The organism is Klebsiella sp. YJ (assembly GCF_002108615.1).
GTDB lineage: Bacteria > Pseudomonadota > Gammaproteobacteria > Enterobacterales > Enterobacteriaceae > Klebsiella > Klebsiella planticola.
This window is the reverse complement of record NZ_MTEG01000006.1, coordinates 278,923-302,490: the sequence shown is the minus strand read 5'-3', so window position 1 is coordinate 302,490 and position 23,568 is coordinate 278,923. Positions and strand designations below refer to the sequence as shown.

At 56.6% G+C, this 23,568-nt stretch carries 27 protein-coding genes; 14 read left to right on the top strand and 13 right to left on the bottom strand.

Translation table 11 applies throughout. From position 1 onward, the window contains the following. Positions 1-252 precede the first annotated feature (252 nt). On the top strand, positions 253-816 hold the full coding sequence (locus tag BV390_RS08880) for a YqgE/AlgH family protein (protein ID WP_015585751.1): 564 nt from the start codon (positions 253-255) through the stop codon (positions 814-816). After that, on the top strand, positions 816-1,232 hold the full coding sequence (gene ruvX, locus BV390_RS08875; RefSeq protein ID WP_004867490.1) for a Holliday junction resolvase RuvX: 417 nt from the start codon (positions 816-818) through the stop codon (positions 1,230-1,232). The genes BV390_RS08880 and ruvX overlap by 1 nt, the downstream gene beginning before the upstream one ends. 74 nt (positions 1,233-1,306) lie before the next feature. Here ruvX and BV390_RS08870 read toward each other — a convergent pair whose 3' ends face one another. Then, on the bottom strand, positions 1,307-1,960 hold the full coding sequence (locus tag BV390_RS08870) for a LuxR C-terminal-related transcriptional regulator (protein WP_032698802.1): 654 nt from the start codon (positions 1,958-1,960) through the stop codon (positions 1,307-1,309). A gap of 334 nt (positions 1,961-2,294) precedes the next feature. Next, complete coding sequence (locus BV390_RS08865) at positions 2,295-3,275, bottom strand: type IV pilus twitching motility protein PilT (RefSeq protein WP_047663471.1); 981 nt, start codon at positions 3,273-3,275, stop codon at positions 2,295-2,297. 16 nt (positions 3,276-3,291) lie between these two features. Here BV390_RS08865 and BV390_RS08860 point away from each other — a divergent pair, with 16 nt between their 5' ends. From BV390_RS08860 to BV390_RS08825, 8 genes are all read left to right on the top strand, one after another. Next, a complete protein-coding gene (locus tag BV390_RS08860) occupies positions 3,292-3,996 on the top strand; it encodes a YggS family pyridoxal phosphate-dependent enzyme (protein WP_032697613.1) in 705 nt (234 codons plus the stop codon). A 17-nt stretch (positions 3,997-4,013) separates the two neighbouring features. Further along, entirely contained in the window at positions 4,014-4,580 is a 567-nt protein-coding gene (locus BV390_RS08855) for a YggT family protein (RefSeq protein WP_032697611.1), read from the top strand. Then, positions 4,577-4,867, top strand: coding sequence for a DUF167 family protein YggU (gene yggU / locus BV390_RS08850; protein ID WP_032690761.1), 291 nt, complete (start codon positions 4,577-4,579; stop codon positions 4,865-4,867). The genes BV390_RS08855 and yggU overlap by 4 nt, the downstream gene beginning before the upstream one ends. A 12-nt stretch (positions 4,868-4,879) precedes the next feature. Next, positions 4,880-5,473, top strand: a complete 594-nt coding sequence (locus tag BV390_RS08845; RefSeq protein WP_032690759.1) for an XTP/dITP diphosphatase — start codon at positions 4,880-4,882, stop codon at positions 5,471-5,473. Continuing rightward, on the top strand, positions 5,466-6,605 hold the full coding sequence (hemW, locus tag BV390_RS08840) for a radical SAM family heme chaperone HemW (protein WP_085396837.1): 1,140 nt from the start codon (positions 5,466-5,468) through the stop codon (positions 6,603-6,605). The genes BV390_RS08845 and hemW overlap by 8 nt, the downstream gene beginning before the upstream one ends. Positions 6,606-6,918: 313 nt before the next feature. After that, positions 6,919-7,965, top strand: coding sequence for an ABC transporter substrate-binding protein (locus BV390_RS08835; protein WP_032697609.1), 1,047 nt, complete (start codon positions 6,919-6,921; stop codon positions 7,963-7,965). Positions 7,966-8,026: 61 nt separating this feature from the next. Continuing rightward, complete coding sequence (locus tag BV390_RS08830) at positions 8,027-8,839, top strand: ATP-binding cassette domain-containing protein (RefSeq protein ID WP_032690796.1); 813 nt, start codon at positions 8,027-8,029, stop codon at positions 8,837-8,839. Positions 8,840-8,843: 4 nt separating this feature from the next. Further along, positions 8,844-10,091 carry a sugar ABC transporter permease gene (locus tag BV390_RS08825; RefSeq protein ID WP_032690756.1) on the top strand — a complete coding sequence of 416 codons (1,248 nt, stop codon included), beginning with the start codon at positions 8,844-8,846 and terminating at the stop codon, positions 10,089-10,091. Positions 10,092-10,144: 53 nt separating this feature from the next. Here BV390_RS08825 and BV390_RS08820 read toward each other — a convergent pair whose 3' ends face one another. The 3 genes from BV390_RS08820 to trmB are packed head-to-tail and all read right to left on the bottom strand — an operon-like array spanning position 10,145 to position 11,960. Continuing rightward, positions 10,145-10,864, bottom strand: a complete 720-nt coding sequence (locus BV390_RS08820; protein WP_032697607.1) for a YggN family protein — start codon at positions 10,862-10,864, stop codon at positions 10,145-10,147. A 50-nt stretch (positions 10,865-10,914) separates the two neighbouring features. Continuing rightward, entirely contained in the window at positions 10,915-11,241 is a 327-nt protein-coding gene (locus BV390_RS08815; RefSeq protein WP_032690754.1) for a YggL family protein, read from the bottom strand. Continuing rightward, on the bottom strand, positions 11,241-11,960 hold the full coding sequence (gene trmB / locus BV390_RS08810) for a tRNA (guanosine(46)-N7)-methyltransferase TrmB (RefSeq protein ID WP_032690753.1): 720 nt from the start codon (positions 11,958-11,960) through the stop codon (positions 11,241-11,243). The genes BV390_RS08815 and trmB overlap by 1 nt, the downstream gene beginning before the upstream one ends. 136 nt (positions 11,961-12,096) lie before the next feature. Here trmB and mutY point away from each other — a divergent pair, with 136 nt between their 5' ends. The 4 genes from mutY (at position 12,097) to BV390_RS08790 (ending at position 16,090) form a co-directional block, all read left to right on the top strand. Further along, positions 12,097-13,155, top strand: a complete 1,059-nt coding sequence (gene mutY, locus BV390_RS08805) for an A/G-specific adenine glycosylase (RefSeq protein ID WP_085396835.1) — start codon at positions 12,097-12,099, stop codon at positions 13,153-13,155. Between the two features lie 27 nt (positions 13,156-13,182). Then, complete coding sequence (locus tag BV390_RS08800; RefSeq protein ID WP_004867532.1) at positions 13,183-13,458, top strand: oxidative damage protection protein; 276 nt, start codon at positions 13,183-13,185, stop codon at positions 13,456-13,458. 50 nt (positions 13,459-13,508) lie between these two features. Next, the gene (mltC, locus tag BV390_RS08795) at positions 13,509-14,591 is read left to right on the top strand and encodes a membrane-bound lytic murein transglycosylase MltC (RefSeq protein WP_015585742.1); all 1,083 of its coding nucleotides are present in this window, start codon (positions 13,509-13,511) and stop codon (positions 14,589-14,591) included. 239 nt (positions 14,592-14,830) lie between these two features. Next, a complete protein-coding gene (locus BV390_RS08790) occupies positions 14,831-16,090 on the top strand; it encodes a nucleoside permease (RefSeq protein WP_032690751.1) in 1,260 nt (419 codons plus the stop codon). Positions 16,091-16,127: 37 nt separating this feature from the next. Here BV390_RS08790 and citG read toward each other — a convergent pair whose 3' ends face one another. Genes citG through BV390_RS08750 form a run of 8 tightly spaced genes read right to left on the bottom strand, consistent with a single transcriptional unit; the run spans position 16,128 to position 23,438 of the window. Further along, positions 16,128-16,931: a triphosphoribosyl-dephospho-CoA synthase CitG gene (gene citG / locus BV390_RS08785; protein WP_046853457.1), complete on the bottom strand. Its 804-nt coding sequence runs from the start codon at positions 16,929-16,931 to the stop codon at positions 16,128-16,130. Further along, the gene (citX, locus tag BV390_RS08780; RefSeq protein WP_032697602.1) at positions 16,909-17,448 is read right to left on the bottom strand and encodes a citrate lyase holo-[acyl-carrier protein] synthase; all 540 of its coding nucleotides are present in this window, start codon (positions 17,446-17,448) and stop codon (positions 16,909-16,911) included. Before citX ends, citG begins: the two co-directional genes overlap by 23 nt. 4 nt (positions 17,449-17,452) lie before the next feature. Continuing rightward, positions 17,453-18,970 carry a citrate lyase subunit alpha gene (gene citF, locus BV390_RS08775; RefSeq protein WP_085396833.1) on the bottom strand — a complete coding sequence of 506 codons (1,518 nt, stop codon included), beginning with the start codon at positions 18,968-18,970 and terminating at the stop codon, positions 17,453-17,455. Between the two features lie 10 nt (positions 18,971-18,980). Beyond that, entirely contained in the window at positions 18,981-19,856 is an 876-nt protein-coding gene (citE, locus tag BV390_RS08770; protein ID WP_004867558.1) for a citrate (pro-3S)-lyase subunit beta, read from the bottom strand. Then, positions 19,856-20,146 carry a citrate lyase acyl carrier protein gene (gene citD / locus BV390_RS08765; protein ID WP_032697600.1) on the bottom strand — a complete coding sequence of 97 codons (291 nt, stop codon included), beginning with the start codon at positions 20,144-20,146 and terminating at the stop codon, positions 19,856-19,858. Before citD ends, citE begins: the two co-directional genes overlap by 1 nt. 16 nt (positions 20,147-20,162) lie before the next feature. Further along, positions 20,163-21,182, bottom strand: coding sequence for a [citrate (pro-3S)-lyase] ligase (citC, locus tag BV390_RS08760; RefSeq protein ID WP_085396841.1), 1,020 nt, complete (start codon positions 21,180-21,182; stop codon positions 20,163-20,165). 13 nt (positions 21,183-21,195) lie between these two features. Further along, entirely contained in the window at positions 21,196-22,059 is an 864-nt protein-coding gene (locus BV390_RS08755) for a fumarylacetoacetate hydrolase family protein (protein WP_047663477.1), read from the bottom strand. Between the two features lie 17 nt (positions 22,060-22,076). After that, positions 22,077-23,438 (bottom strand): 2-hydroxycarboxylate transporter family protein, encoded by a 1,362-nt coding sequence (locus BV390_RS08750; RefSeq protein ID WP_085396831.1) that lies wholly within the window; start codon positions 23,436-23,438, stop codon positions 22,077-22,079. Between the last annotated feature and the right edge of the window lie 130 nt (positions 23,439-23,568).

Here is a 23,568-nt window from a genome sequence, read left to right as displayed (position 1 = left end):
TATGTGACCGGGTTGAGCGAGGAAATCAACGCCCCTGTCGCCTGAAGGATACGCCGCGAGATTCAACGAAAGATTTCAGGCTACAGGCAGGCGATGACGCAGCGAGTGCCCGGGAGCATAGTCCGCTATGTGACCGGGTTGAGCGAGGAAATCAACGCCCCTGTCGCCTGAAAGATAAAGTTGAATCGACAGGTCCTTGCTTTACCCGCATACTGGGTGCTGCTTTTTGAACCAGGAACAGAACCTCTGACAATGAATTTACAGCATCACTTTCTGATTGCCATGCCTGCTCTTCAGGATCCGATATTCCGCCGCTCCGTGGTCTATATCTGCGAATACAACGACGATGGCGCCATGGGCATTATCATCAATAAGCCGCTGGAAAACTTGCAGATTGACGGAATTCTGGAAAAGTTAAACATTGTCGCTGAACCGCGCAATCCGGAGATTCGTCTGGATAAACCGGTGATGCTCGGCGGGCCGCTGGCGGAAGATCGCGGTTTTATTCTGCATTCACCGCCTTCTGATTTTTCCTCCAGCATTCGCATCTCCGATAACACGGTGATCACCACTTCCCGCGACGTACTTGAAACGCTCGGCACGGACAAGCAGCCGGCTAACGTGCTGGTCGCCCTGGGCTATTCCTCCTGGGAAAAGGGTCAGCTGGAGCAAGAAATCCTTGATAACGCCTGGCTGACGGCCCCGGCGGACCAGAATATTTTGTTTAAAACGCCTATTGCCGACCGTTGGCGCGAGGCGGCAAAACTTATCGGTATCGACATTGTGACGATGCCCGGCATAGCGGGGCACGCGTAATGAGCGGAACGCTGCTGGGTTTTGATTTCGGTACCAAAAGTATCGGCGTGGCGGTCGGCCAACGCATCACCGGGACCGCCCGCCCTCTTCCTGCACTGAAGGCGCAGGATGGTAAACCGGACTGGAACGTTATCGAAAAGCTGCTTAAAGAGTGGCAACCAGAGGCCGTCATCGTCGGCCTGCCGCTGAATATGGACGGGACTGAGCAACCGCTCACCGCGCGCGCGCGTAACTTCGCCAATAAAATTCACGGCCGCTTTGGGGTGAAAATCACTCTGCACGACGAGCGTTTGAGCACGGTAGAAGCCCGTGCCGGGCTATTTGAGCACGGCGGATTCCGCGCCCTGAACAAAGGCAGCATTGATTCTGCCTCCGCGGTGATTATCCTGGAAAGCTACTTCGAGCAGGGCTTCTGATCCCGAAGCCATAATGATGATATGGCGCCCTCTTCTGCGAAGTGGCGCCATCGCTCTTTCGCCTGTCTTAATGCCTAGTGACGTAAATGCTCATTGGCCCAGCTGACTGCCTGGGTGCGGTTTTTTACGCTCAGCTTACGGAAAACATTGTACAGATGTGTACGTACCGTGTTTTCACTGATAAACAGCGCACGAGCAATATCCATATTGGTTGCACCGCAGCGTAATTCATTGAGAATTTCACATTCACGCTCGGTGAGCGGCGAACTCTCCGTCGGGATCGATGTATGATCCGCGGCATACATCGCCGGGTGCATCACGCTCAATTCAGCCGTCTGTTCGCCATTAAGTACGGCCTTAACGCCCTCAATTAAACGCGATTCATCATCGTCATGGCGGAAAACGCCATACAGCGCTGGCCACTGCGCCATTTCATAAAGCTCATATTTTTGTGCGCTGTTGATAATCAGCAGCCGCGGGTTTTCCGCGCAAGATCGAATAATATCTCGCCACAGCCCGTTGAGCTTTTTATTCGACACGGCGATATCAAATAATATTACCGACTCTTTCGGCAGACGCTGAGTTAGCGGTTTGTTAATATTATGGAGCGTCACCCTGACCGACAATGTATTGGTCAGGTAATTGGCAAATGCCTGACTCTGAATTGACGGATGAGTAATAAAAACGATCTGACGAGAAGAAGATAAATTACCTGAAAAATTAATCACTTAAAACTCTCCTTAGCAAGCACCCACCATCATGGCGGTTAAATGAATTAAACCTAAAATTACAAATAATTAATAAATTTACATTTCAAAACAATATTTCACAAGAAACGTCCTGTTTCCATAAACAGCATAAGTCGAAGAGATGAAAAGTGTCAAAAGATAATCTTATTTTTTCTTTATTCTGCGAGGGAAATGCCGCTCGCCCTTTCACAGCCGTCATTAATTTGACGTAGTCATTTATGGCTAAATTATATTCAGCCATAATAACCACAAACATTAATAAAACATTACGATAACAACACTCAGGTATGAAAACTGAATATTAAAACAGCGCTTATAACAGACCCGCTGCCACACGCTGTTGAAAACTTTGCGTAAAAGTCAGCATTCCGGCCTGTTGACCGGTTTGCATGACCCCCGGCAATTGATGAGTTTTCCCCTCGCGAATCAAATTTGCTACCGCCGGGGTATTCACCAAAAGCTCGTATAGCGCAACTCTTCCCTCTGACGCTGTCGGCAGTAATTTTTGTGCCAGCACCGCACATAAACTTCCCGCTAGCTGGCTACGTATTTGTTCTTTTTCCTGCGCAGGGAAGACATCAACCAGACGCTCAATCGCCTGAGCCGCGCCGCGGGTATGCAGCGTGGCCATCACCAGATGGCCGGTCTCCGCAGCGGTCAGCGCCAGGCGGATCGTTTCGCTGTCGCGCAGCTCACCCAGCAGAATCACATCGGGATCCTGGCGCAGCGCCCCCCGCAGCGCCGTGGAAAAAGAGGGACAGTCGCGTCCGATTTCACGTTGTTGAATCAGACATCGCTTGCTGTGATGGATAAACTCCACCGGATCTTCAAGCGTCAGAATATGCCCTTCACGCTGCTGGTTGAGATGATTGACCATCGCCGCGAGGGTGGTCGACTTACCGCTGCCGGTGGCTCCGGTCACCAGAATCAAACCGCTTTCTTCATTCAGCAGTTCCGTCAGCGCCGCAGGAACACGCAGCGCCTCAATCCGGGGACAGCTTTCCGGCAACAGGCGCAGCGCTAATGAAATACCCCGAGCGTGAGAAAATGCGCTGGCGCGAAGGCGCGGTCCGCCGTCGGGGGTTAAGGCAAAATCCACCTGTCCGTTGGCCTGCCAGTGCGCGCGCTGTTTCTCATCGAGCCACCCGTCAAGCCATTTCCCGATATCCGGCGTGTGAAATGGCGCCGGCTCAAGCTTTCCCTGTCGACGCCAGCGCGCTGCCGAGGTATTGCACAGGTGTAGATCGGAGACATTATGCTTTACACTAAGGGCCACGATTTCTTCCAGCTCCATAACACATCCTCGGAATATGAACGATATTGCGCATAACCTGGCACAGGTCCGGGACAAAATCTCAGACGCTGCCGCGCGCTGCGGCCGCGATCCAGAAGAAATTACGTTGCTTGCAGTGAGTAAAACGAAGCCTGCGAGTGCGATTGAAGAAGCGATAGCCGCAGGCCAGGTGGCTTTTGGCGAAAACTACGTCCAGGAAGGGGTGGAAAAAATCCGCTACTTCCAGGAAGCAGGCGCCTCTTCGCTACAGTGGCACTTTATCGGGCCGCTGCAGTCCAACAAAAGTCGTCTGGTGGCGGAACACTTTGACTGGTGCCACACCGTCGATCGTCTGAAAATCGCCACGCGGCTCAGCGAGCAGCGCCCTTCGCATCTTCCGCCGCTTAATGTATTGATTCAAATAAACATTAGTGACGAACAGAGCAAGTCGGGCATTCTGCTGCAGGCGCTGGATGCGCTGGCAGCGGAGATTGCCGCCCTGCCCAATCTGCGGCTGCGCGGATTAATGGCCATTCCGGCACCTGAGTCAGAATATGTAAGGCAGTTTGCCGTGGCCCAACAAATGGCGGTAGCATTTGCGCGATTGAAAACGCAATACCCTACGGTCGATACGTTGTCTTTGGGCATGTCGGATGATATGGAAGCCGCAATCGCGGCGGGAAGCACGATGGTGCGCATCGGTACCGCAATTTTCGGTGCGCGCGACTACAGCAAAAATTAAGGAATCTGAGGAACGCCATGAAGACGTTGACTTTCCTGCTGGCAACGGTCATTGAACTCTACACCATGATCATGTTGCTACGCGTCTGGATGCAGTGGGCACGCTGCGATTTTTACAACCCGTTTTCGCAGTTTATCGTTAAGGTCACCCAGCCTGTCGTCGGGCCGCTGCGACGCATTATCCCGGCCATGGGCCCCATCGACAGCTCCTCGCTGCTGATCGCCTTTATTCTCTGCGTCGTGAAAGCCATCGTGCTGTTTATGGTGGTCACCTTCCAGCCGATTATCTGGATCTCCGCGCTGCTGATTCTGATTAAGACCGTCGGCCTGCTGATATTCTGGGTGCTGCTGCTGATGGCGATCATGAGCTGGGTAAGCCAGGGCCGTAGTCCGGTGGAATTCGTTCTGATGCAGCTGGCCGACCCGCTGCTGCGCCCGATTCGCAGAATGCTGCCGTCGATGGGCGGTATCGATTTCTCGCCGATGGTGCTGGTGCTGCTGCTGTACGTGGTCAATATGGGCATCGCCGAACTGCTACAGGCGACGGGTAACGTTCTGCTTCCGGGGCTGTGGATGGCGCTATGAGTGCCGTCGAAGCCTGCGCTGACGGGCTGGTGCTGCGGCTGTATATTCAGCCCAAGGCCAGCCGTGATAGCATCGTTGGTTTACATGGCGACGAACTGAAAGTCGCCATTACCGCTCCCCCCGTAGATGGCCAGGCTAACGCCCATCTGGTTAAATTCCTCGCCAAACAGTTTCGTGTCGCGAAAAGCCAGGTGCTGCTTGAAAAAGGCGAGCTTGGCCGCCACAAACAGATAAAAATCATCAACCCGCAACAGATCCCGACTGCGGTCGCGGCGCTGACAAAATAGACAGGATTAATGATGCAAAAAGTTGTTCTCGCCACCGGTAACGCCGGGAAGGTTCGCGAGCTGGCCTCGCTGCTGGAAGATTTTGGACTGGATATCGTTGCTCAAACCGAGCTGGGCGTGGATTCCGCCGAGGAAACCGGACTGACCTTTATCGAAAATGCGATTCTGAAAGCCCGCCATGCCGCGCAGATAACCGGCTTACCGGCGATTGCCGACGACTCCGGTATCGCGGTAGACGCGTTGGGCGGCGCACCGGGTATCTATTCAGCTCGTTACTCCGGAGAAGACGCTACCGACCAGCAGAACCTGGAAAAACTGCTCGATGCCCTGAAGGACGTCCCGGACGACCAGCGTCAGGCGCAATTCCACTGCGTGCTGGTCTATCTGCGGCATGCGGCCGACCCGACGCCGGTTGTTTGTCACGGCAGCTGGCCTGGGGTCATTACCCGTCAGGCGGCGGGCAACGGTGGCTTCGGCTACGACCCGATTTTCTATGTTCCGTCCGCAGGCAAAACCGCGGCGGAACTCAGCCGTGAAGAAAAAAGCGCGATTTCCCACCGCGGGCGCGCGTTAAAACTGTTACTGGAAGCGTTACGTAATGGCTAATTTGCCGCCTCTGAGCCTGTATATTCATATCCCATGGTGTGTGCAAAAATGTCCGTACTGCGATTTTAACTCGCATGCGCTAAAGGGCGAGGTGCCGCACGATGATTATGTGCAGCATCTGCTGACCGACCTGCGGACCGATGCGGACTACGCCCAGGGACGCGAAATCGGCACGATTTTCATTGGCGGGGGAACGCCGAGCCTGCTCTCCGGGCCGGCTATGCAAACCCTGCTCGACGGCGTACGCGACTGCCTGCCGCTGGCCGCCGGTGCGGAAGTCACCATGGAAGCCAACCCAGGCACCGTGGAAGCCGATCGCTTCGTAGAATACCAGCGTGCGGGCGTGAATCGCATCTCCATCGGCGTGCAAAGCTTTAGCGAACCTAAACTGCAGCGCCTGGGGCGTATTCACGGCCCGGATGAGGCAAAGCGCGCGGCGCATCTGGCAACGGGGCTTGGCCTTCGTAGCTTTAACCTCGATTTGATGCACGGCCTGCCGGACCAGACGCTGGACGAGGCGCTGGACGACCTGCGTCAGGCGATCGAACTCAATCCGCCGCATCTCTCCTGGTATCAGCTGACTATTGAGCCGAATACTCTGTTTGGCTCCCGTCCGCCGGTGCTGCCGGATGACGACGCCCTGTGGGATATCTTTGAGCAGGGACATCGTTTGTTGACGGCGGCAGGTTATCAGCAGTATGAGACATCGGCCTATGCTAAACCGGGTTATCAGTGTCAGCACAACCTGAACTACTGGCGCTTTGGCGACTACCTTGGCATCGGCTGCGGTGCGCACGGGAAAATTACCTTCCCGGACGGGCGCATTTTACGTACGGCAAAAACGCGCCATCCGCGGGGTTACATGGAAGGCCGCTACCTCGAACGTCAGCATGACGTGGAGGCCGCCGACAAACCCTTCGAATTCTTTATGAACCGCTTCCGTCTGCTGGAAGCGGCACCGCGCAGTGAATTCAGCCGCTACACCGGTCTGGAAGAGCACGTGATCCGGCCGCAAATTGATGCCGCCATCGCCCAGGGTTACCTGGTTGAAGATGAGCGCTGCTGGCAGATAACCGAGCATGGCAAGCTGTTTTTAAACTCGCTGCTGGAGCTGTTTCTCAGCGAAGATTAATCCCCCCCCGGGCGGTCCTCGACCGCCCGCTGTTGCTCTTTTTCCCCACTTCTCCGTCCGTTTTGTTGTCCCCGTGTCGGTCAAATCACCTGATCACTTTTTATGCAATTCTTTGCAGCCAATCACAAATCCGCATCGACTTTTTTCCATTTCTTGACTCCGTTTTAGTGCAGTGGTAATCCTGCTTCATCGGTTGAGCAAATGTAAAACCGAAGTATCCTACATGTGAATTATTAGTAACTCTTATTAAAAAAGTCTGTATGACGTCGGCTCCGGCTGGCGGGCTCAAACCTATAAAAAAGAGGGTAATATAATGAATTACCGTAATATTTTTATCGCACTCGCAACAATATCCGGCGGTATTTCCGCGTCGGCACAAGCGGCCGAATCCGCCACCGTAGCATTTCTCATGCCCGACCAGGCCTCCACGCGTTATGAGCAGCATGATTTCCCCGGATTCAAAGCGGAAATGAGCAAGCTGTGCGCAGAATGTAAGGTCATTTATCAAAACGCTAACGCCAGCGCGACGCTGCAACAGCAGCAGTTCAATTCGGTCATTGCCCAGGGGGCGAAGATTATCGTTCTCGATCCGGTTGACTCCTCCGCGGCCGCCGCCCTGGTCGAAAATGCCCAGGCCCAGGATGTTAAAGTGATCGCTTACGATCGCCCTATCCCCGATAAGCCAGCTGATTTTTACGTCTCGTTTGATAACGAAGGTATCGGCTATGCGATTTCACAATCGCTGGTTAATCATCTGCAAGAGAGCGGCGTGCCAAAAGGGGCCGGCGTCCTGCAAATTAACGGCTCGCCGACCGATGCCGCCGCAGGGCTTATCCGCGATGGTATTCATCGTGGGCTGAAAGCATCGGGTTACGCCACCCTCGCGGAGTTTGATACCCCGGAATGGGCGCCGCCTAAAGCGCAGGAGTGGGCCGCCGGGCAGATAACCCGCTTCGGGGACAAAATTAAAGGCGTCGTCGCGGCCAATGACGGCACTGGCGGCGGTGCCATTGCCGCCTTTAAAGCCGCCGGCGTACAGCCGGTTCCGCCGGTCACCGGGAACGACGCGACGATTGCCGCGCTGCAGCTCATCATCGCCGGCGACCAGTACAACACCATCTCCAAACCGTCAGAAATCGTTGCCGCAGCCGCGGCGAAAGTGGCCGTGGAACTCATTCAGGGTAAGAAACCGCAGGCGAGCACCACGCTGTACAACACGCCTTCTCAGCTGTTTACCCCGGCAGTCATCACCGCCAAAAATATCAAAGCGGAAATTTTCGATAAAAAGATCCAGACCTACGCTCAGGTGTGTACCGGTGAATACGCCGCAGCCTGCCAGAAATTAGGTATTGAGAAGTAATGCTGCCCCTGCGTCCGTCGTCGCTGACGGGCGTAGTTTCACCATCATTGAGGTCTTTTTTATGTCGCAACAATCAGACATCGTCGCCGGCACCAGGCAACCTGTTTTAAAACTGAGTCATGTCTCCAAACACTTCGGCGCGGTCTCCGCTCTGACGGATATCGAGCTGGAGGTTCATGCCGGCGAAGTGGTCGCGCTGGTGGGCGATAACGGCGCGGGAAAATCCACGCTGGTGAAAATTCTCGCCGGCGTACACCAGCCCACGACCGGCACCATTGAGTTTGACGGTAAGGCCATCACTCTCGACAGCCCAGGCAAGGCGCTGGAATACGGTATCGCTACGGTCTTTCAGGATTTAGCGCTGTGCGAAAATCTCGACGTCGTCGCAAACCTGTTTTTAGGCCACGAGATTTCGCCGCTGCAGCTGGACGAAGTGGCGATGGAGGTACGGGCCTGGACGTTATTGCAGGAGCTGGCGGCCAGAATCCCGTCGGTGCGCGAGCCGATTGCCTCGCTTTCCGGCGGCCAGCGCCAGACGGTGGCGATCGCGCGTTCGCTGCTGATGAACCCCAAAATCATCATGCTTGATGAGCCCACCGCCGCGCTCGGCGTGGCCCAGACGGCGGAAGTGCTCAATTTGATTGAGCGCGTTCGCGAGCGCGGCCTCGGCGTCATCATCATCAGCCACAACATGGAAGACGTCCGTGCGGTGGCCGATCGCATCGTGGTGCTGCGGCTCGGGCGCAATAAAGGCATCTTTACCCCCGACGCCTCAAACCAGGATCTGGTGGCGGCCATTACCGGCGCAACAGAGAATGCCGTTTCACGTCGCGTCGAACGAAAATCACAGTCTAGCGCTTCCGGAGTGATTTAATTTTATGAACAGCAAGACAGCATCCCGCCCCGCACTGGATCGCAGCGATGAGCGCGTCCAGCACAACGACGGCCTGTTCGGCGTGGTACGTGCGCAGATCAATCGTATCAAAACCGGCGATCTGGGGACCGCGCCGGTCATCGCCGGGCTGATCGTGATCTCCCTGGTTTTCACCTGGCTCAACCCGGTCTATATCGCGCCCAATAACCTGGTTAACCTGCTTTTTGACTGCGCTACCGTTGGATTTATCTCACTGGGGATCGTCTGCGTACTGATGCTCGGCGAAATCGATCTTTCGGTGGGCTCAATGAGCGGACTCTCTTCGGCGATTGTTGGCGTGCTGTGGGTTAATGCCGGCTGGCCGGTTGCCGCGGCGATTGCCGTCGCGCTGCTGTGCGGTATCGCCGTCGGGCTGCTTTACGCCCTGCTGTATAACCGCGTCGGCATGCCAAGCTTCGTAGCGACGCTCGCCGGCCTGCTGGCGCTGCTCGGGCTGCAGCTGTATATCCTCGGTCCCAGCGGCAGCATTAACCTGCCCTACGCCTCTCCGCTGGTGCGGTTTGGTCAGCTACTGGTGATGCCGGGCTGGTTCTCTCATCTTATGGCGCTGCTGCCCGGGCTGGCGATCCTGGTATTTGGCCTCAAAACGCGTACGCGCCGCCTGGCGGCGAACCTGTCGGCGGAAGCCGTCAGCTCACTGTTATTGCGCGCGATTCTGCTGACGGTAATCTTTGAAGCCGCCGTGTTCTACCTTAATCTCGGGCGCGGCGTACCGTGGATTTTCGGCCTGTTCGTCGCGTTGGTGATGATGCTCAACTATGCGCTCAAGCGGACGCAATGGGGGCGCTCTATGTTTGCCGTCGGCGGCAACCGCGAAGCCGCGCGCCGTTCAGGGATCAACGTGCGGGCTATTTACGTCAGCGCCTTTGTACTCTGTAGCACCCTCGCCACCTTCGGCGGCATTCTGGCCGCTTCCCGGCTGGCCTCGGCGAGCCAGCAGGCCGGGACCGGTGACGTGAATCTGAACGCCATTGCGGCGGCGGTCATTGGCGGTACCAGTCTGTTCGGCGGGCGCGGCAGCGCCTGGTCCGCTCTGCTGGGGATCATCGTGATTCAGTCGATTTCGAATGGTCTGACGCTGTTAAATCTGCCGTCATCGCTACGCTACATCATTACCGGCTGCGTGCTGGCGATTGCGGTGATTATTGACTCGCTGGCCCGTCGTTCCCGCGTATCGCACGGACGTGCCTGAGAAGGATGAACGCGGTGTGCCCCGGTGAAGGCCGCGGCACACCGCAGAGAGCGTTATTTCAGGGAGCTCACCAGCGCCTTGCGGCTGTCTTCAAGGGAGACGACCCGGCTACAAACGTCTTTGCCAAATTTCTGGAAATCCGCTTCCTGGTTTTTCCACTCTTCCTGAATCGCCGTTTGCAGGCCGCCGAGGCTTCCGAGGATCCCCTGCAGCGGATTGCCCCCGCCTTTCAGCACTGCCTTTGCGCCCATCTCGTTGATGCTGTCCTGCAGAATGCCGCCCATCGCCTGATTAACCAGCTGCTGGCCGTCGGCGCGCACCTGATCGATCGCTTTGTAATGGAAAGTCAGGCCGTCGCTGCGACGTTCAATAATGCGGTTCATCTGGGTTTTCAGCTGCGCGTCAAGTTTGGTCAGACGACTATGCATACTGCTGCTGGCGCCAACCTGCTCGGTAATGATTTTATCCAGCGCCTGACGCCCTTTTTCGACTCGCGAACGCGCGCCGTCATCAATCCATGGCAGGCTGCTGCGCAGGCCGGCCTGATAGTCCTGGGCCTGCTCACGCTGGGCTGCAGACAGAGAATACTGTTTTCCGTTATAGGTCAGATTGCCGTCCGGTTTAATCACCAGATCGCCGTTCTCCCCGGTTACCTGCACCTGATGCGGGCTGAGGATCACGTCGTCACGCGGCGTGACGCTACATTGGTAGTCCGCGTGCGCGGACAGAGCGGTAACGGACAGCGCCACCGCCAGCAGCGTTTTGCGCATCATAAAACTCCCTTAAGACAAAACGGGTCGGCAATTGCCGACCCTTGTCAAACTTAGTCCCACCAGACGTCAAAAAGTTCGCTGGTGCGCACATCGGCAAGCCCGCGATCTTCCAGCCACTTACGCACGATAGCCTGATGCTCCTCGGTACATTTACCGATTTCCTGCAGGCAGATTAGCCCTTCCCAGGAGAGGTAACCGCTGCCGTCAAACGCCAGTTTGTTCGGCTCGATCACTTCCTCAATCAGGTCATTCACGGTGCGATCGATATGCTCTTCAGTGCTCCCTTCCGGAAAACGCCATGCGACGGAAAAACCGATTTCCTGAAACTCGTCGATATGCATTTTTTTACGCAGACGACGGCTACGATTCTTTGCCATTATTTCACCCTCTCGAACATTAAGTCCCATACGCCGTGGCCAAGACGATGGCCACGCTGTTCAAATTTGGTTACCGGACGCGATTCCGGGCGCGGTACATAATCGTTGCTTTCTGACAGGTTACGATACCCTTCCAGCGATGACATCACTTCCAGCATATGCTCAGCATACGGCTCCCAGTCGGTCGCCATGTGGAAGACGCCGCCCAGTTTAAGCTTGCTTTTCACCAGCTCAGCAAAAGGCGCCTGCACGATACGGCGTTTATTATGACGCGCTTTATGCCACGGGTCAGGGAAAAACAGCTGCACCATGTTGAGAGAATTATCCGGAATCATGGTGTGGAGCACCTCGACCGCATCGTGACACATCACGCGCAGGTTGTGTACACCCTCTTCTTCGGCGGAGGCCAGGCAGGCACCGACGCCCGGTGAGTGAACTTCGATACCGAGGAAATTCTGCTCAGGCTTCGCTTGCGCCATCGCCACCAGCGAAGCGCCCATGCCGAATCCGATCTCCAGCGTAGTCGGCGCGTTGCGACCAAACAGCGCGGCGAAGTCGAGCGGCGCATCGTTGAACTCAACGCCCATCACCGGCCAAATGTTATCCAGCGCATGCTGCTGCCCTTTGGTCAGGCGGCCCTGGCGGCGGACGAAGCTACGAATACGGCGCAGCGGGCGGCCGTTTTCATCGAATTCCGGAGATATGACGTCGTTTTTCATAAAAGTTAGGTCTGCTTGTGAGAGTGTTCGGAAAACGGGCATTATCCAAAGTTACCCGACGGATGCAAGGGTTTACAGCCTGTCGCCCTTATGCTGCAATCTGCCACCCTGATATCGCGATTCCGGAGCTGTAGCTTTGACTTTTCTCGCCGCGCAATTTTCAGCCCAGGTGCTGGACTGGTACGACAAATACGGGCGTAAAACCCTGCCATGGCAAATGGATAAAACGCCTTACAAAGTATGGCTCTCCGAGGTGATGTTGCAACAAACGCAGGTCGCTACGGTGATTCCCTATTTCGAACGCTTTATGGCCCGCTTCCCGACGGTTACCGATCTGGCCGCGGCGCCGCTGGATGAAGTGCTGCATCTGTGGACCGGACTGGGCTATTACGCCCGCGCGCGCAATTTACATAAGGCGGCGCAGCAGGTGGCGAGCCTGCACGGCGGCGAATTCCCGCAAACCTTTGACGAAGTGGCGGCGCTGCCCGGCGTCGGGCGTTCCACGGCCGGCGCAATTTTATCCCTCTCCCTTGGCAAGCATTACCCCATTCTCGATGGCAACGTGAAGCGCGTGCTGGCCCGCTGCTATGCGGTCAACGGCTGGCCAGGGAAAAAAGAGGTTGAGAAACGATTATGGCAGATCAGCGAAGAGGTCACGCCGGCAAAAGGGGTCGAGCGCTTTAACCAGGCGATGATGGATCTCGGGGCGATGGTCTGCACCCGCTCGAAACCCAAATGCGAGCTCTGTCCGTTAAGTAACGGCTGCATCGCTTACGCAAATCATTCATGGGCACAATATCCTGGCAAAAAACCAAAGCAGACCATTCCGCAGCGAACGGGCTATTTCCTGCTGATGCAGCACGGCAACGAAGTGTTGCTTTCCCAGCGTCCGCCGATCGGCTTATGGGGCGGATTATTCTGTTTTCCGCAGTTTGAAGAGGAGGCCGCACTGCGCAAATGGCTGGCTCAGCGTGGGATAAAGGATGATGATCTGACGCAGCTGACCGCGTTCCGCCACACTTTCAGCCATTTCCATCTGGATATTGTGCCGATGTGGCTTAGCATAGATTCATCTGGCGCATGCATGGATGAAGGCAGCACACTCTGGTATAACTTAGCGCAGCCGCCGTCGGTTGGACTGGCGGCTCCCGTGGAGCGCTTGTTGCAACAGTTGAAGGCCGGGGCTCTTGCATAGCTTTCTGGCGAATAAAGAGGATGACTAATGAGCAGAACGATTTTTTGTACTTTCCTGCAGCGTGAAGCGGATGGCCAGGATTTCCAGCTGTATCCGGGTGAGTTAGGCAAACGCATCTATAACGAGATTTCGAAAGAGGCGTGGGCTCAGTGGCAGCACAAGCAAACCATGTTAATCAACGAGCAAAAGCTCAACATGATGAACGTGGAACATCGCAAGCTGCTGGAACAGGAGATGATCCAGTTCCTGTTTGAAGGGAAAGATGTGCACATTGAAGGCTACACGCCGCCTGAAAAAAAGTAAGAGTCCTCTGACTCTTAAGCACAACAAACACAACGCACACTCCCGGAATGATGAAAAAATATTTAGCGCTAGCGCTCATTGCGCCTTTGCTCGTTTCGTGTTCCAGCTCAAATAAAAAGGGCGATGGGTATAACGAAGCCTGGGTTAAGGACACCAACGGCTTCGATATTCTGATGGGTCAGTTCGCCCATAACATCGAAAATATTTGGGGTTATAACGAAGTTCTGCTCGCCGGGCCGAAAGACTACGTTAAGTACACCGATCAGTATCAGACCCGTAGCCACATCAACTTTGATGAGGGCACCATCACCGTCGAGACCATCGCCGGTACCGATCCGACCGGCCGTTTACGCCAGACCATCATTAAGACGCTGCTGATGGGCGACGATCCGGGGTCAATCGACCTCTATTCCGACGCCGATGATATCCAGATTTCGAAAGAGCCGTTCCTTTACGGACAGGTGGTGGATAACCACGGCGATCCGATTCGCTGGGAGTGGCGGGCCTCGCGCTATGCCGATTATCTGTTGCAAACGCGGCTGAAAAGCCGCAGCAACGGCCTGCGGATGATCTATAGCATTACCATTAATCTGGTGCCGAACCACCTCGACAAACGTGCGCATAAGTACATCGGCTACGTTCGCCAGTCGGCGCGGAAGTATGGCGTCGATGAGTCGCTGATTCTGGCGATTATGCAGACCGAATCCTCTTTTAACCCATACGCCGTGAGCCATGCTGATGCGCTGGGTCTGATGCAGGTTGTGCAGCACAGTGCCGGGAAAGATGTCTTCCGTGCACAGGGGAAATCGGGGCTGCCAAGCCGCAGCTATCTGTTCGATCCGGCGAATAACATTGATACCGGCACCGCCTATCTGGCGATGCTGAATAATGTGTATCTGTCAGGTATCGATAACCCGACCTCGCGCCGCTATGCCGTGATCACCGCGTATAACGGCGGCGCCGGCAGCGTATTGCGCGTCTTCTCCAGCGATAAGGTCCAGGCAGCCAATATTATCAACAGCATGACGCCGGGGGATGTCTATTCCACCCTCACCAACCGTCACCCGTCGGCGGAATCGCGCCGCTATCTTTATAAGGTGAATACGGCGCAGAAGTCCTACCGCCGGAAATAAGGTTATCTCCTCGCCCGCCCCTTTCCCGAGCAGAGAGGGTCGGGTTTTCCCGCTTCACCTCGCCTTTCCCATAGGAAAATGTTATTTGCATCACAATCTAATCTGCAAATTAATGGGGATTGCATTTTTTTGCGGAAGGTAACAAAACATCGCGGCGTTAACTGATAGAATTTCATCAAATTGAAACCCTGAATGTAATTATCACAACACATCCCCCGCTTACTCGTGAGGAAAATAACATGAACCTTAAGCTGCAGCTTAAAATATTGTCGTTTCTGCAGTTCTGCCTGTGGGGTAGTTGGCTGACTACACTTGGCTCCTATATGTTTGTGACGCTCAAGTTCGACGGTGCGTCTATCGGCGCCGTTTACAGCTCGCTCGGCATTGCGGCAGTTCTGATGCCAACGCTGCTGGGTATCGTGGCGGATAAATGGATCAGCGCGAAGTGGGTTTACGCGCTGTGCCATCTGGTGGGGGCAGGTACGCTGTTTATGGCGGCCCAGGTCACCACGCCTGGGGAGATGTTCTTTGTGATTCTGCTTAACTCGCTGGCCTATATGCCAACGTTGGGCTTAATCAACACGATTTCCTACTACCGTCTGAAATCCGCCGGTCTGGATATTGTGACCGATTTCCCACCGATTCGTATCTGGGGCACCATCGGCTTTATTATGGCGATGTGGGGCGTCAGCTTCGCGGGCTTCGAGCTGAGCCACATGCAGCTCTACATCGGTGCGGCGCTCTCCGTTGTCCTCGCGCTGTTCACCCTGACGCTGCCGCACGTTCCGGTCTCCAATCAGCAGAAAAACCAGAGCTGGAGCAGCATGCTTGGCCTCGATGCCTTTGCCCTGTTCAAAAACAAACGGATGGCGATTTTCTTTATTTTCTCCATGCTGTTAGGCGCAGAGCTGCAAATCACCAACATGTTCGGCAATACCTTCCTGCACAGCTTCGATAATAACCCGCTGTTCTCCGGGAGCTTTATCGTTGAGCACGCGTCGGTGATGATGTCGATTTCCCAGATCTCCGAAACCCTGTTCATTCTGACTATTCCGTTCTTCCTGAGCCGCTATGGCATCAAGAACGTGATGATTATCAGTATTTTCGCCTGGATGCTGCGCTTCGGTCTCTTCGCCTATGGCGATCCGACTCCGTTCGGCACCGTGCTGCTGGTTCTGTCGATGATTGTTTACGGCTGCGCCTTCGACTTCTTCAACATCTCCGGCTCGGTGTTTGTTGAGAAAGAGGTGAGACCTGAAATCCGCGCCAGCGCCCAGGGGATGTTCCTGATGATGACCAACGGCTTCGGCTGTATCCTCGGCGGCGTGGTGAGCGGGAAAGTGGTGGAGATGTATACCACCAACGGCATCACCGACTGGCAGCCTGTCTGGCTGATCTTTGCTGCCTACTCGTTGGTTCTGGCCATCGCCTTCATCGCGCTGTTTAAATACAAACACGTGCGTGTACCGGCCGGCGCGCAGACCACCCCCGCGCATTAACCGATTGTTCCCTCCCCTCTCTTCGGGGGGAGGGAAATTAACCGCACTTCGCTAAAACCCACGCCACCGACAGTAAATCCGCGCTCCCTCCCGGGCTTAAATGACGCTTTATCAGCGCCCGGTCCATCTCCAGTAAACGCCGGCGATCCCAGCCGTTTGCCAGCAGCGTTCGCGCATAGCTCTGCACATATCGCAGCCCGTGAATACCGCCGCGCGACACCAGATTACTGTCCGGATTCACCGCCATCAGGCGCAGGAGCAAATCATGCAGCTGGCGGCCGTTCCACTGGGGCAAGACGCGACGTACCGTCGCAAAACCACTTTCCGCCTCACCGCGGGCGCCGGTTAAACCCAGCTGCCGGAACTGACGTTCGCCTGCGGTTGCTGCCGCGCTGCGGCCAGCCAGCTCGCGCGCCACCAGCCCCCGGCACAGAATTCCCACTTCGCGACAGAGGTTTGACGCGGTCACCTCCCGCACCCTTCCGGCGGCAAAACAGAGTAACCCGAGAGCAAATATCCCCCCTTTATGAGTATTCACGCCACCGGTTGCGGCATACATTGCCTGCTCGCAGGCAATGCCCATCGGGCGTAGCAGGCGCAACTGCTCGCCTGCCGGTTGGTCTGCGTAGTCACTCCCCAGCGCGGTAAAGCGGGAGAGCCACGGCGCAATCGCGGTAATACTGCGGACAAACAGAGCGTGGTCCATATCGTGATGAGACCCGTTGTTGAGTCGGTCCACCAGCCCCGGCTTAGGGGTCAGCTCCAGCTCCTGCCACAGAGCCTCTTCCGCCAGACGAGGGACCTCAATGGCGCAAAATTTAGTCGCGGGCAAACCAGTCATTGATAATCTTCTCCACACTTCCCACCACCTGCCCGACCGGATGCTTGCGCGAGCGAGAGCAGACATGCGCCGGCTCATCACACACCAGGCAGCGGCGCATGTGCAGGCCAAGCGACAGGCGGCCAACGTGGCCATCCTGCGGGCAGATCACATCCAGGTCCCACAGCCTGCCGAGCGGATGGCTCTGCTCCAACGCCACGCAGTGGGCCTTGATCTCCGGCGCATTGTGCGCCACGGACCACATCGCCTCAGGCCCCGTCGGGAGCCACAGTATCTGGCGATCCCGCACCGGCCAGCGGTTCTCCCACAGCAGCTGGTCGCACATCTGTAGCGCCACGCCCATCGTATTGCGGTAGCGGAGACTATTTTTTACCGTTCCCGGTGTCACCAGGGTCAGCGAAATAATCGGCTGTTGATAACGTTTTAGCCAGTCAGCCTGGCGTGCCGCGCGGCATTCTTTCGCCGCCAGCCACGCCTCAAGGCTGACACCCGCCGCCACGGGTGTCGCAGTGTTCATGTTGCTACTCCTTAACCTGGCGCACGGTATCAATCACCCGCCCGTCGCGGTAGCGAATGACGCCGACGATTTTGTCGGTGAATTCAATGGGTTTGGGGATCCCGCTTAGCGAGATAGCCCGCGCATACAGCGCGTCGATATCGACGATGTTCATCCCGGCGGCAATCAGGCGCGCGCGGATCTCCGGTCGCGCCGGATTCACCGCAATCCCGTGGTCAGTGACCAGCACATCGATGCTTTCTCCCGGCGTCAGTCGCGTCGTCACCCGCTTGACTACCGTGGGAATGCGGCTGCGCAGCAGCGGGGCGACGACAATAGTCAGGTTTGCCGCTGCCGCCACATCACAGTGACCGCCGGACGCCCCGCGCATCACGCCGTCGGAACCGGTAATCACGTTAACGTTGAAATCGACGTCGATTTCCAGCGCGCTGAGAATAGCCACGTCCAGCTGGTCGCAGCTCGCCGCCTTGCTGCCCGGGTTGGCATAAACGTTGGTGGAGATCTCCACGTGATTGGGATTGCGCCCCAGCGAAGCGGCCGCCTGACCGTCAAAGCACTGGGTATCGAGCAGCTTTTCAATCAGCCCCTTCTCATGCAGATCCACCAGACTGCCGGTAATCCCACCCAGCGCAAAGCGGGCTTTCACGCCGCTGCGCTCCATCTTCTCTTCCATAAAGCGGGTGCAGGCGGTAGCCGCCGCTCCGGAGCCGGTCTGCATCGAAAAACCGGCTCTGAAGTAACCGGAGTGCTCAATCACATCTGCCGCATAGCGGGCGATCATCAGTTCACGCGGGTTACTGGTGACGCGCGCCGCACCGACGCTGATCTTCGCCGGGTCGCCCACGCTATCAACCTGTACGATGTAATCCACCTGATCCTGCATCAGGCTCGCCGGCATATTGGGGAATGGCACCAGTTCTTCAGTCAGCAGCACCACCCGCCGGGCAAAGTGCGCATCGACCATCGCATAGCCGAGCGAACCGCAGCAGGAGCGCCCGTGGGTCCCGTTGGCATTGCCGAACTCATCGCTGCACGGCACACCGAGAAACGCGACGTCAATGTTCAGTTCGCCATCCTGTAGTAATTTCACCCGCCCGCCGTGGGAATGGATTTGCACCGGCTCATCCATCACTCCGTGGGAGATAGCCTCCGCCAGTTTCCCGCGCATCCCTGAGGTATAAATGCGGCGAATCACTCCGTTCTGGATATGTTCGATAAGGGCATCGTTGCAGGTCATCAGTGAGCTGGAAGCCAACGTCAGGCCTTTAAAACCCATTTGCGCAAGCTTCGCCACTACGCTGTTAATCACCCGATCGCCTTCACGGAAGGCATGGTGAAAGGAGATAGTCATTCCGTCCTGCAGGCCGCTGCGCGCCACCGCCTCTTCGAGGGATGCACACAGCTTACGACGATGCTTTTCCTCCACGTCGGCCAGCCAGGGCGTAGCGCTGAGGGCAGAATCAAACGGTTTTAAATCCCGCAGATGAGGGAAGGTCGCATGGAGAAGTTCTGTCTGGTTCATTGTTTTATCCTTAACGGCGCACGCCGGAGGCGGCCGCGCGTTCCAGCACTCTCTGTGCGTGGTTAATAATCGGGGCATCGACCATTTTGCCGTTGAGCGAGACCACGCCCAGGCCATTGCGTTCCCCCTCCTGCGCGGCTTCAATCACTAACTGCGCGTGTTCGACCTCCTGCCGGGTTGGCGCATACGCATTGTGCAGCAGGTCAATCTGACGCGGGTTAATCAACGATTTGCCGTTAAAGCCCATTTTGCGGATCAACTCGACTTCGCGCAGGAATCCGGCTTCGTCGTTCACATCTGACCACACCACGTCGAAGGCATCGATACCGGCTGCCCGGGCGGCATGCAGTACCGCGCAGCGGGCGTAGAACAGTTCGGTACCGTCGCTGCGCTCGGTCTGCATATCCATCACATAATCAAAGGCCGCCAGCGCAATCCCAATCAGCCGCGGGGAACGGCGGGCAATGGCCACGGCGTTAATGACGCCAACGGCCGACTCAATCGCCGCCATGATGCGGGTGGACCCCACTTCACGCCCGCAGTCGCGCTCGATACGCACCAGGTGGCTTTCCAGTTCGTCGATATCTTCCGGAGTATCGGTTTTCGGCAATCGGATCACGTCCACGCCAGCCCGCACGGCGGCTTCCAGATCCAGCAAGCCAAACGGCGTGCTCAGCGGGTTAATGCGCACCACGGTTTCGATATCCTGATACATGGGGTGCTGGAGCGCATGCCAGACCAGCAGCCGCGCGCTGTCTTTCTCACGCAGCGCCACCGCGTCCTCAAGATCGAACATGATCGAATCGGGACGGTAAATAAAGGCGGTAGAGAGCATGGCTGCGTTAGCGCCCGGCAGGAATAACATGCTACGACGGAGCCTGTTCATCACAGTGTCCTCCAGTCGATATGCGGTTCATCGACGGCGCGCAGCACCGCGCTTTGCAGTCGCGCACGAATGACGCAATCCAGCGCGCCTTTGTCTTCGATGATAATCAATCCCTGCCGCACCGCCATCGCGCGCAGCGTTTCCTCAACCACCTGACGAATCTGCTCGCCAAACTGCTTCATCACTTCACTGTGGATGACAATCTCCAGCTCGCCGTCGGCGGGGGCGATTTTCACCATCAGGTCGCTGGACTCCTGCGTACCGGCCAGCGCCTCCCTTACAATTTTCATGTTCGTTTCCTGATAGTTAAGCGACTTCCGCGCTGTAGTGCGCTTCGAGATGCGCGAAAGTGGATTCCGGGACAATCTCCCGAATACGAGAATACTGTTCTGTCTTAAGTAAACGACGGACTTCCGAGGCCGAAATGGCGCTGCCCCCGGCCTTGATTCGGGCCACCTCCTCAACGTGGATGTGGCCAGCCAGCAGTTCGTGCAGCGCCTGGTTGTACTGACGGGTGATATCGCAAAACGGCTCGGAGCCGATAAAACGATGGGTAATGCCGAGAGACGGCGCGATGTAGTCGCGAAAGATCAGCACGTCGATTTCGCTCCACGCCTGCTGCACTTTTCCGCTCTCTTTCAGGAAGTAGGCCGGAAAAGTGGCGCGCGAGATGATGTACTGCGAGCCCTCGTGCACGGAGACATTCGACAGATGTGCCACTCCGGCCCGCACCATCTCCAGACGCGCGGTGAACGGAAAGAAAGAGGCGTCTTCACGTACCACAAACAGATGCAGCCAGTCGCAGCGTGCCGCCGCGTGTTCCACCAGATGACGGTGGCCAAGCGTGAACGGATTAGCGTTCATGACAATCGCGCCGATATCCTGGCCGGGCCGGCGCTCCTGGCGCAGCGAACGGCAGTAGCGCGTAATGCCCTGCGGCGTGTTTTCCATCAATACCGCGTTATTGCCACTGCGGGCGACAGGCCAGAAGCCGCTGCGGGCAAAGCGCTCCTCGTTGCAGGGCCGGGTGCAAAGGAAGAGATGAAAATGGCCGCGCGCGAGGGCGACGTTTTCCACTTCCGCCAGCAGCCGCGCGCTAAGGTTCACACCGCGCAGCTGCTCATCGACCGCCACGCATTTGATAACGTTGGCGGCCAGCCCCGCGCAGCCCACCAGCTGCCTTCCGGACCAGGCCTCAACAAACAGCGTGATATCGTTGTCCATCCCCAGACCGCTGTCCGTCAGCAGGTAACGAATCTGGCTCAGACGTTCCGGGTGTTGGGCCACTTCCGTGAAGCGAAAGTCGATAGCGGGTTGCGAGTCCATCATCACGCCCTACTCAGTGTGCCGTCGTCAGCGTGCTGGCTGGCGCTTCCATGATCACATTGCTGAGATGGCCAATATGCTCAATCTCAACCTCAATGCGATCGCCCTCCTGCATAAACAGCGGCGGGTTACGCTTTTTCCCCACCCCGCCCGGCGATCCGGTGATGATCACATCGCCCGGGCTTAAGCGGGTGAAGGTGCTGATGTACTCGATAAGTTCCGCCACCTTGTGGATCATGCTGCTGGTGTTGTCATCCTGAACCATCCGGCCGTTCAGCCAGGTGCGGATCGTCAGCTGATGCGGATCCGGGATCTCATCCGCGGTCGCCATCCACGGGCCGAATGCGCCGGTCTGCCGCCAGTTTTTCCCCGCGGTAAACCAGCTGTGCTGCCAGTCGCGCGCGGAGCCATCCATGTAGCAGCTGTAGCCGGCAACGTGGCGCAGCGCCTCCTCGCGACGGATGTTTTCGCCGCTTTTGCCGATAATCACCGCCAGTTCGCCTTCGTAGTCAAATTCGCTGGAATGGCGCGGTTTCAGCACCGGCGCGTTGTGCGCCGTCTGCGAATCCGGGAAACGAACAAACAGCGTCGGCGCCGGATTGTGCTGGTCGAACTCTTTGCGCTTTTCGGCATAGTTCATGCCGACGCAGAGGATTTTTTCCGGCTGCTCAATCACCGGCAGGAAGGTGACGGCACTCATCGGCACATCGACCGCATCGTTGAGATAGCGGCCGGCTTCCGCCAGCCCGTTGCCCTGCAGCAGCGCCTTGAGGTCACCGTAGCGATCGCCGAGGCGACGACCTAAATCGATCATCCCTTCCGCCTTGACGATGCCAAAGCTACGGGAACCCTGATAGATAAAGCTTGCGAGTTTCATGATGTTTTCCTGAAAACTTAAACGAGGAAGTTGCCGAGAACCAACAGCGAGATGGAGACGTTGATCGCCCCGCCGATGCGGGTGGCAATCTGGGCGAATGGCATCAGGCTCATACGGTTGCCGGCGGTCAGAATCGCCACATCGCCGGTGCCGCCCTGTCCGCTCTGGCAGCAGGAGACGATGGCGACATCAATCGGATGCATGCCAATCTTTTTGCCGACGAAGAAACCGGTCGCCACCAGCGCAGAGACGGTGCTGATAATCACCAGCAGGTTGCTGACGGTGAAAGCGGCGACCAGTTCGTGCCATGGGGTGATCGCTACGCCAACGGCAAACAGGATGGGATAGGTCACAGAGGTCTGGAAGAATTTGTAGACCACCTGAGAACCTTCAAGAATGCGCGGGGAAACGCCATTAAACAGCTTCACCAGCACCGCCATAAACAGCATGCCAACCGGTGCAGGCAGACCAATCAGCTTGTGGCCCAGCATCCCCAGCATATACAGCAGTACCGCCAGCAGCGCGCCGGAAGCGATGGCGGTGACGTCGACTTTGCCGGAGAAGGCAGGCTGTGAGGCCGTTTCGTCGGTATTCGCGCGGTTTGGCATCAGCTGGCCTTCACCGGTCAGGTGCGGATAGCGTTTGCCGAGTTGGTTCAGACAGCCGGAGATGATAATGGCGGTGAGGCCGCCCAGCATCACCATCGGCAGGACGCGTCCCAGCGCCACGCCCTGATCCATATGCAGCAACGTCGCATAGCCGATCGACAGCGGGATCGCCCCTTCACCCACGCCGCCCGCCATGATCGGCAGAATGATAAAGAAGAAGATCTGGAATGGTTCGAGGCCGAGCGCCAGCCCCACCCCCATGCCGACGATCATGCCGACGATTTCCCCGCACAGCATCGGGAAGAAGATGCGCAGAAAGCCCTGGATCAGCACGGTGCGGTTCATACTCATGATGCTGCCGACAATAATGCAGCAGATATAGAGATAGAGGATGTTGGTGGATTTGTAGAATTTGGTGGTGGACTCCACCACCACGTCCGGCAGCAGGCCGTAATAAACCAGCGCGGAGGGGATGAACGTCGCGCAAATCGCCGCCGCGCCGAGCTTGCCGACAATCGGCAGACGCTTGCCGAATTCACCGCAGGCAAAACCAAAAAATGCCAGCGTGGCAACCATCACCACGATATCGCTCGGTAACTTCCCCCCCAGACAATCGATGGCGATCAGCAGCCCGGCAAGAACAAACAGCGGTAAAGGAATAATCCCCACTTTCCAGCTATCCATAATATGCCACCAGCGCTCTTTGAGCGAAGGTTTATGAATATCAATTGGGTCCTGGGTAACAGAGAAAGAATCGTCAGTTGTGCTCATGATTAAGCCCCTTGGTTATTTTGTGCAGGCAGCTTAATGTGCCCGAAGCAGACTTAATGTGAGGCTCAGCATATTAAAACCGAAACTTTAATGGACGCTATGGTTTTAATGGTTTCTTTTATTTAATGTG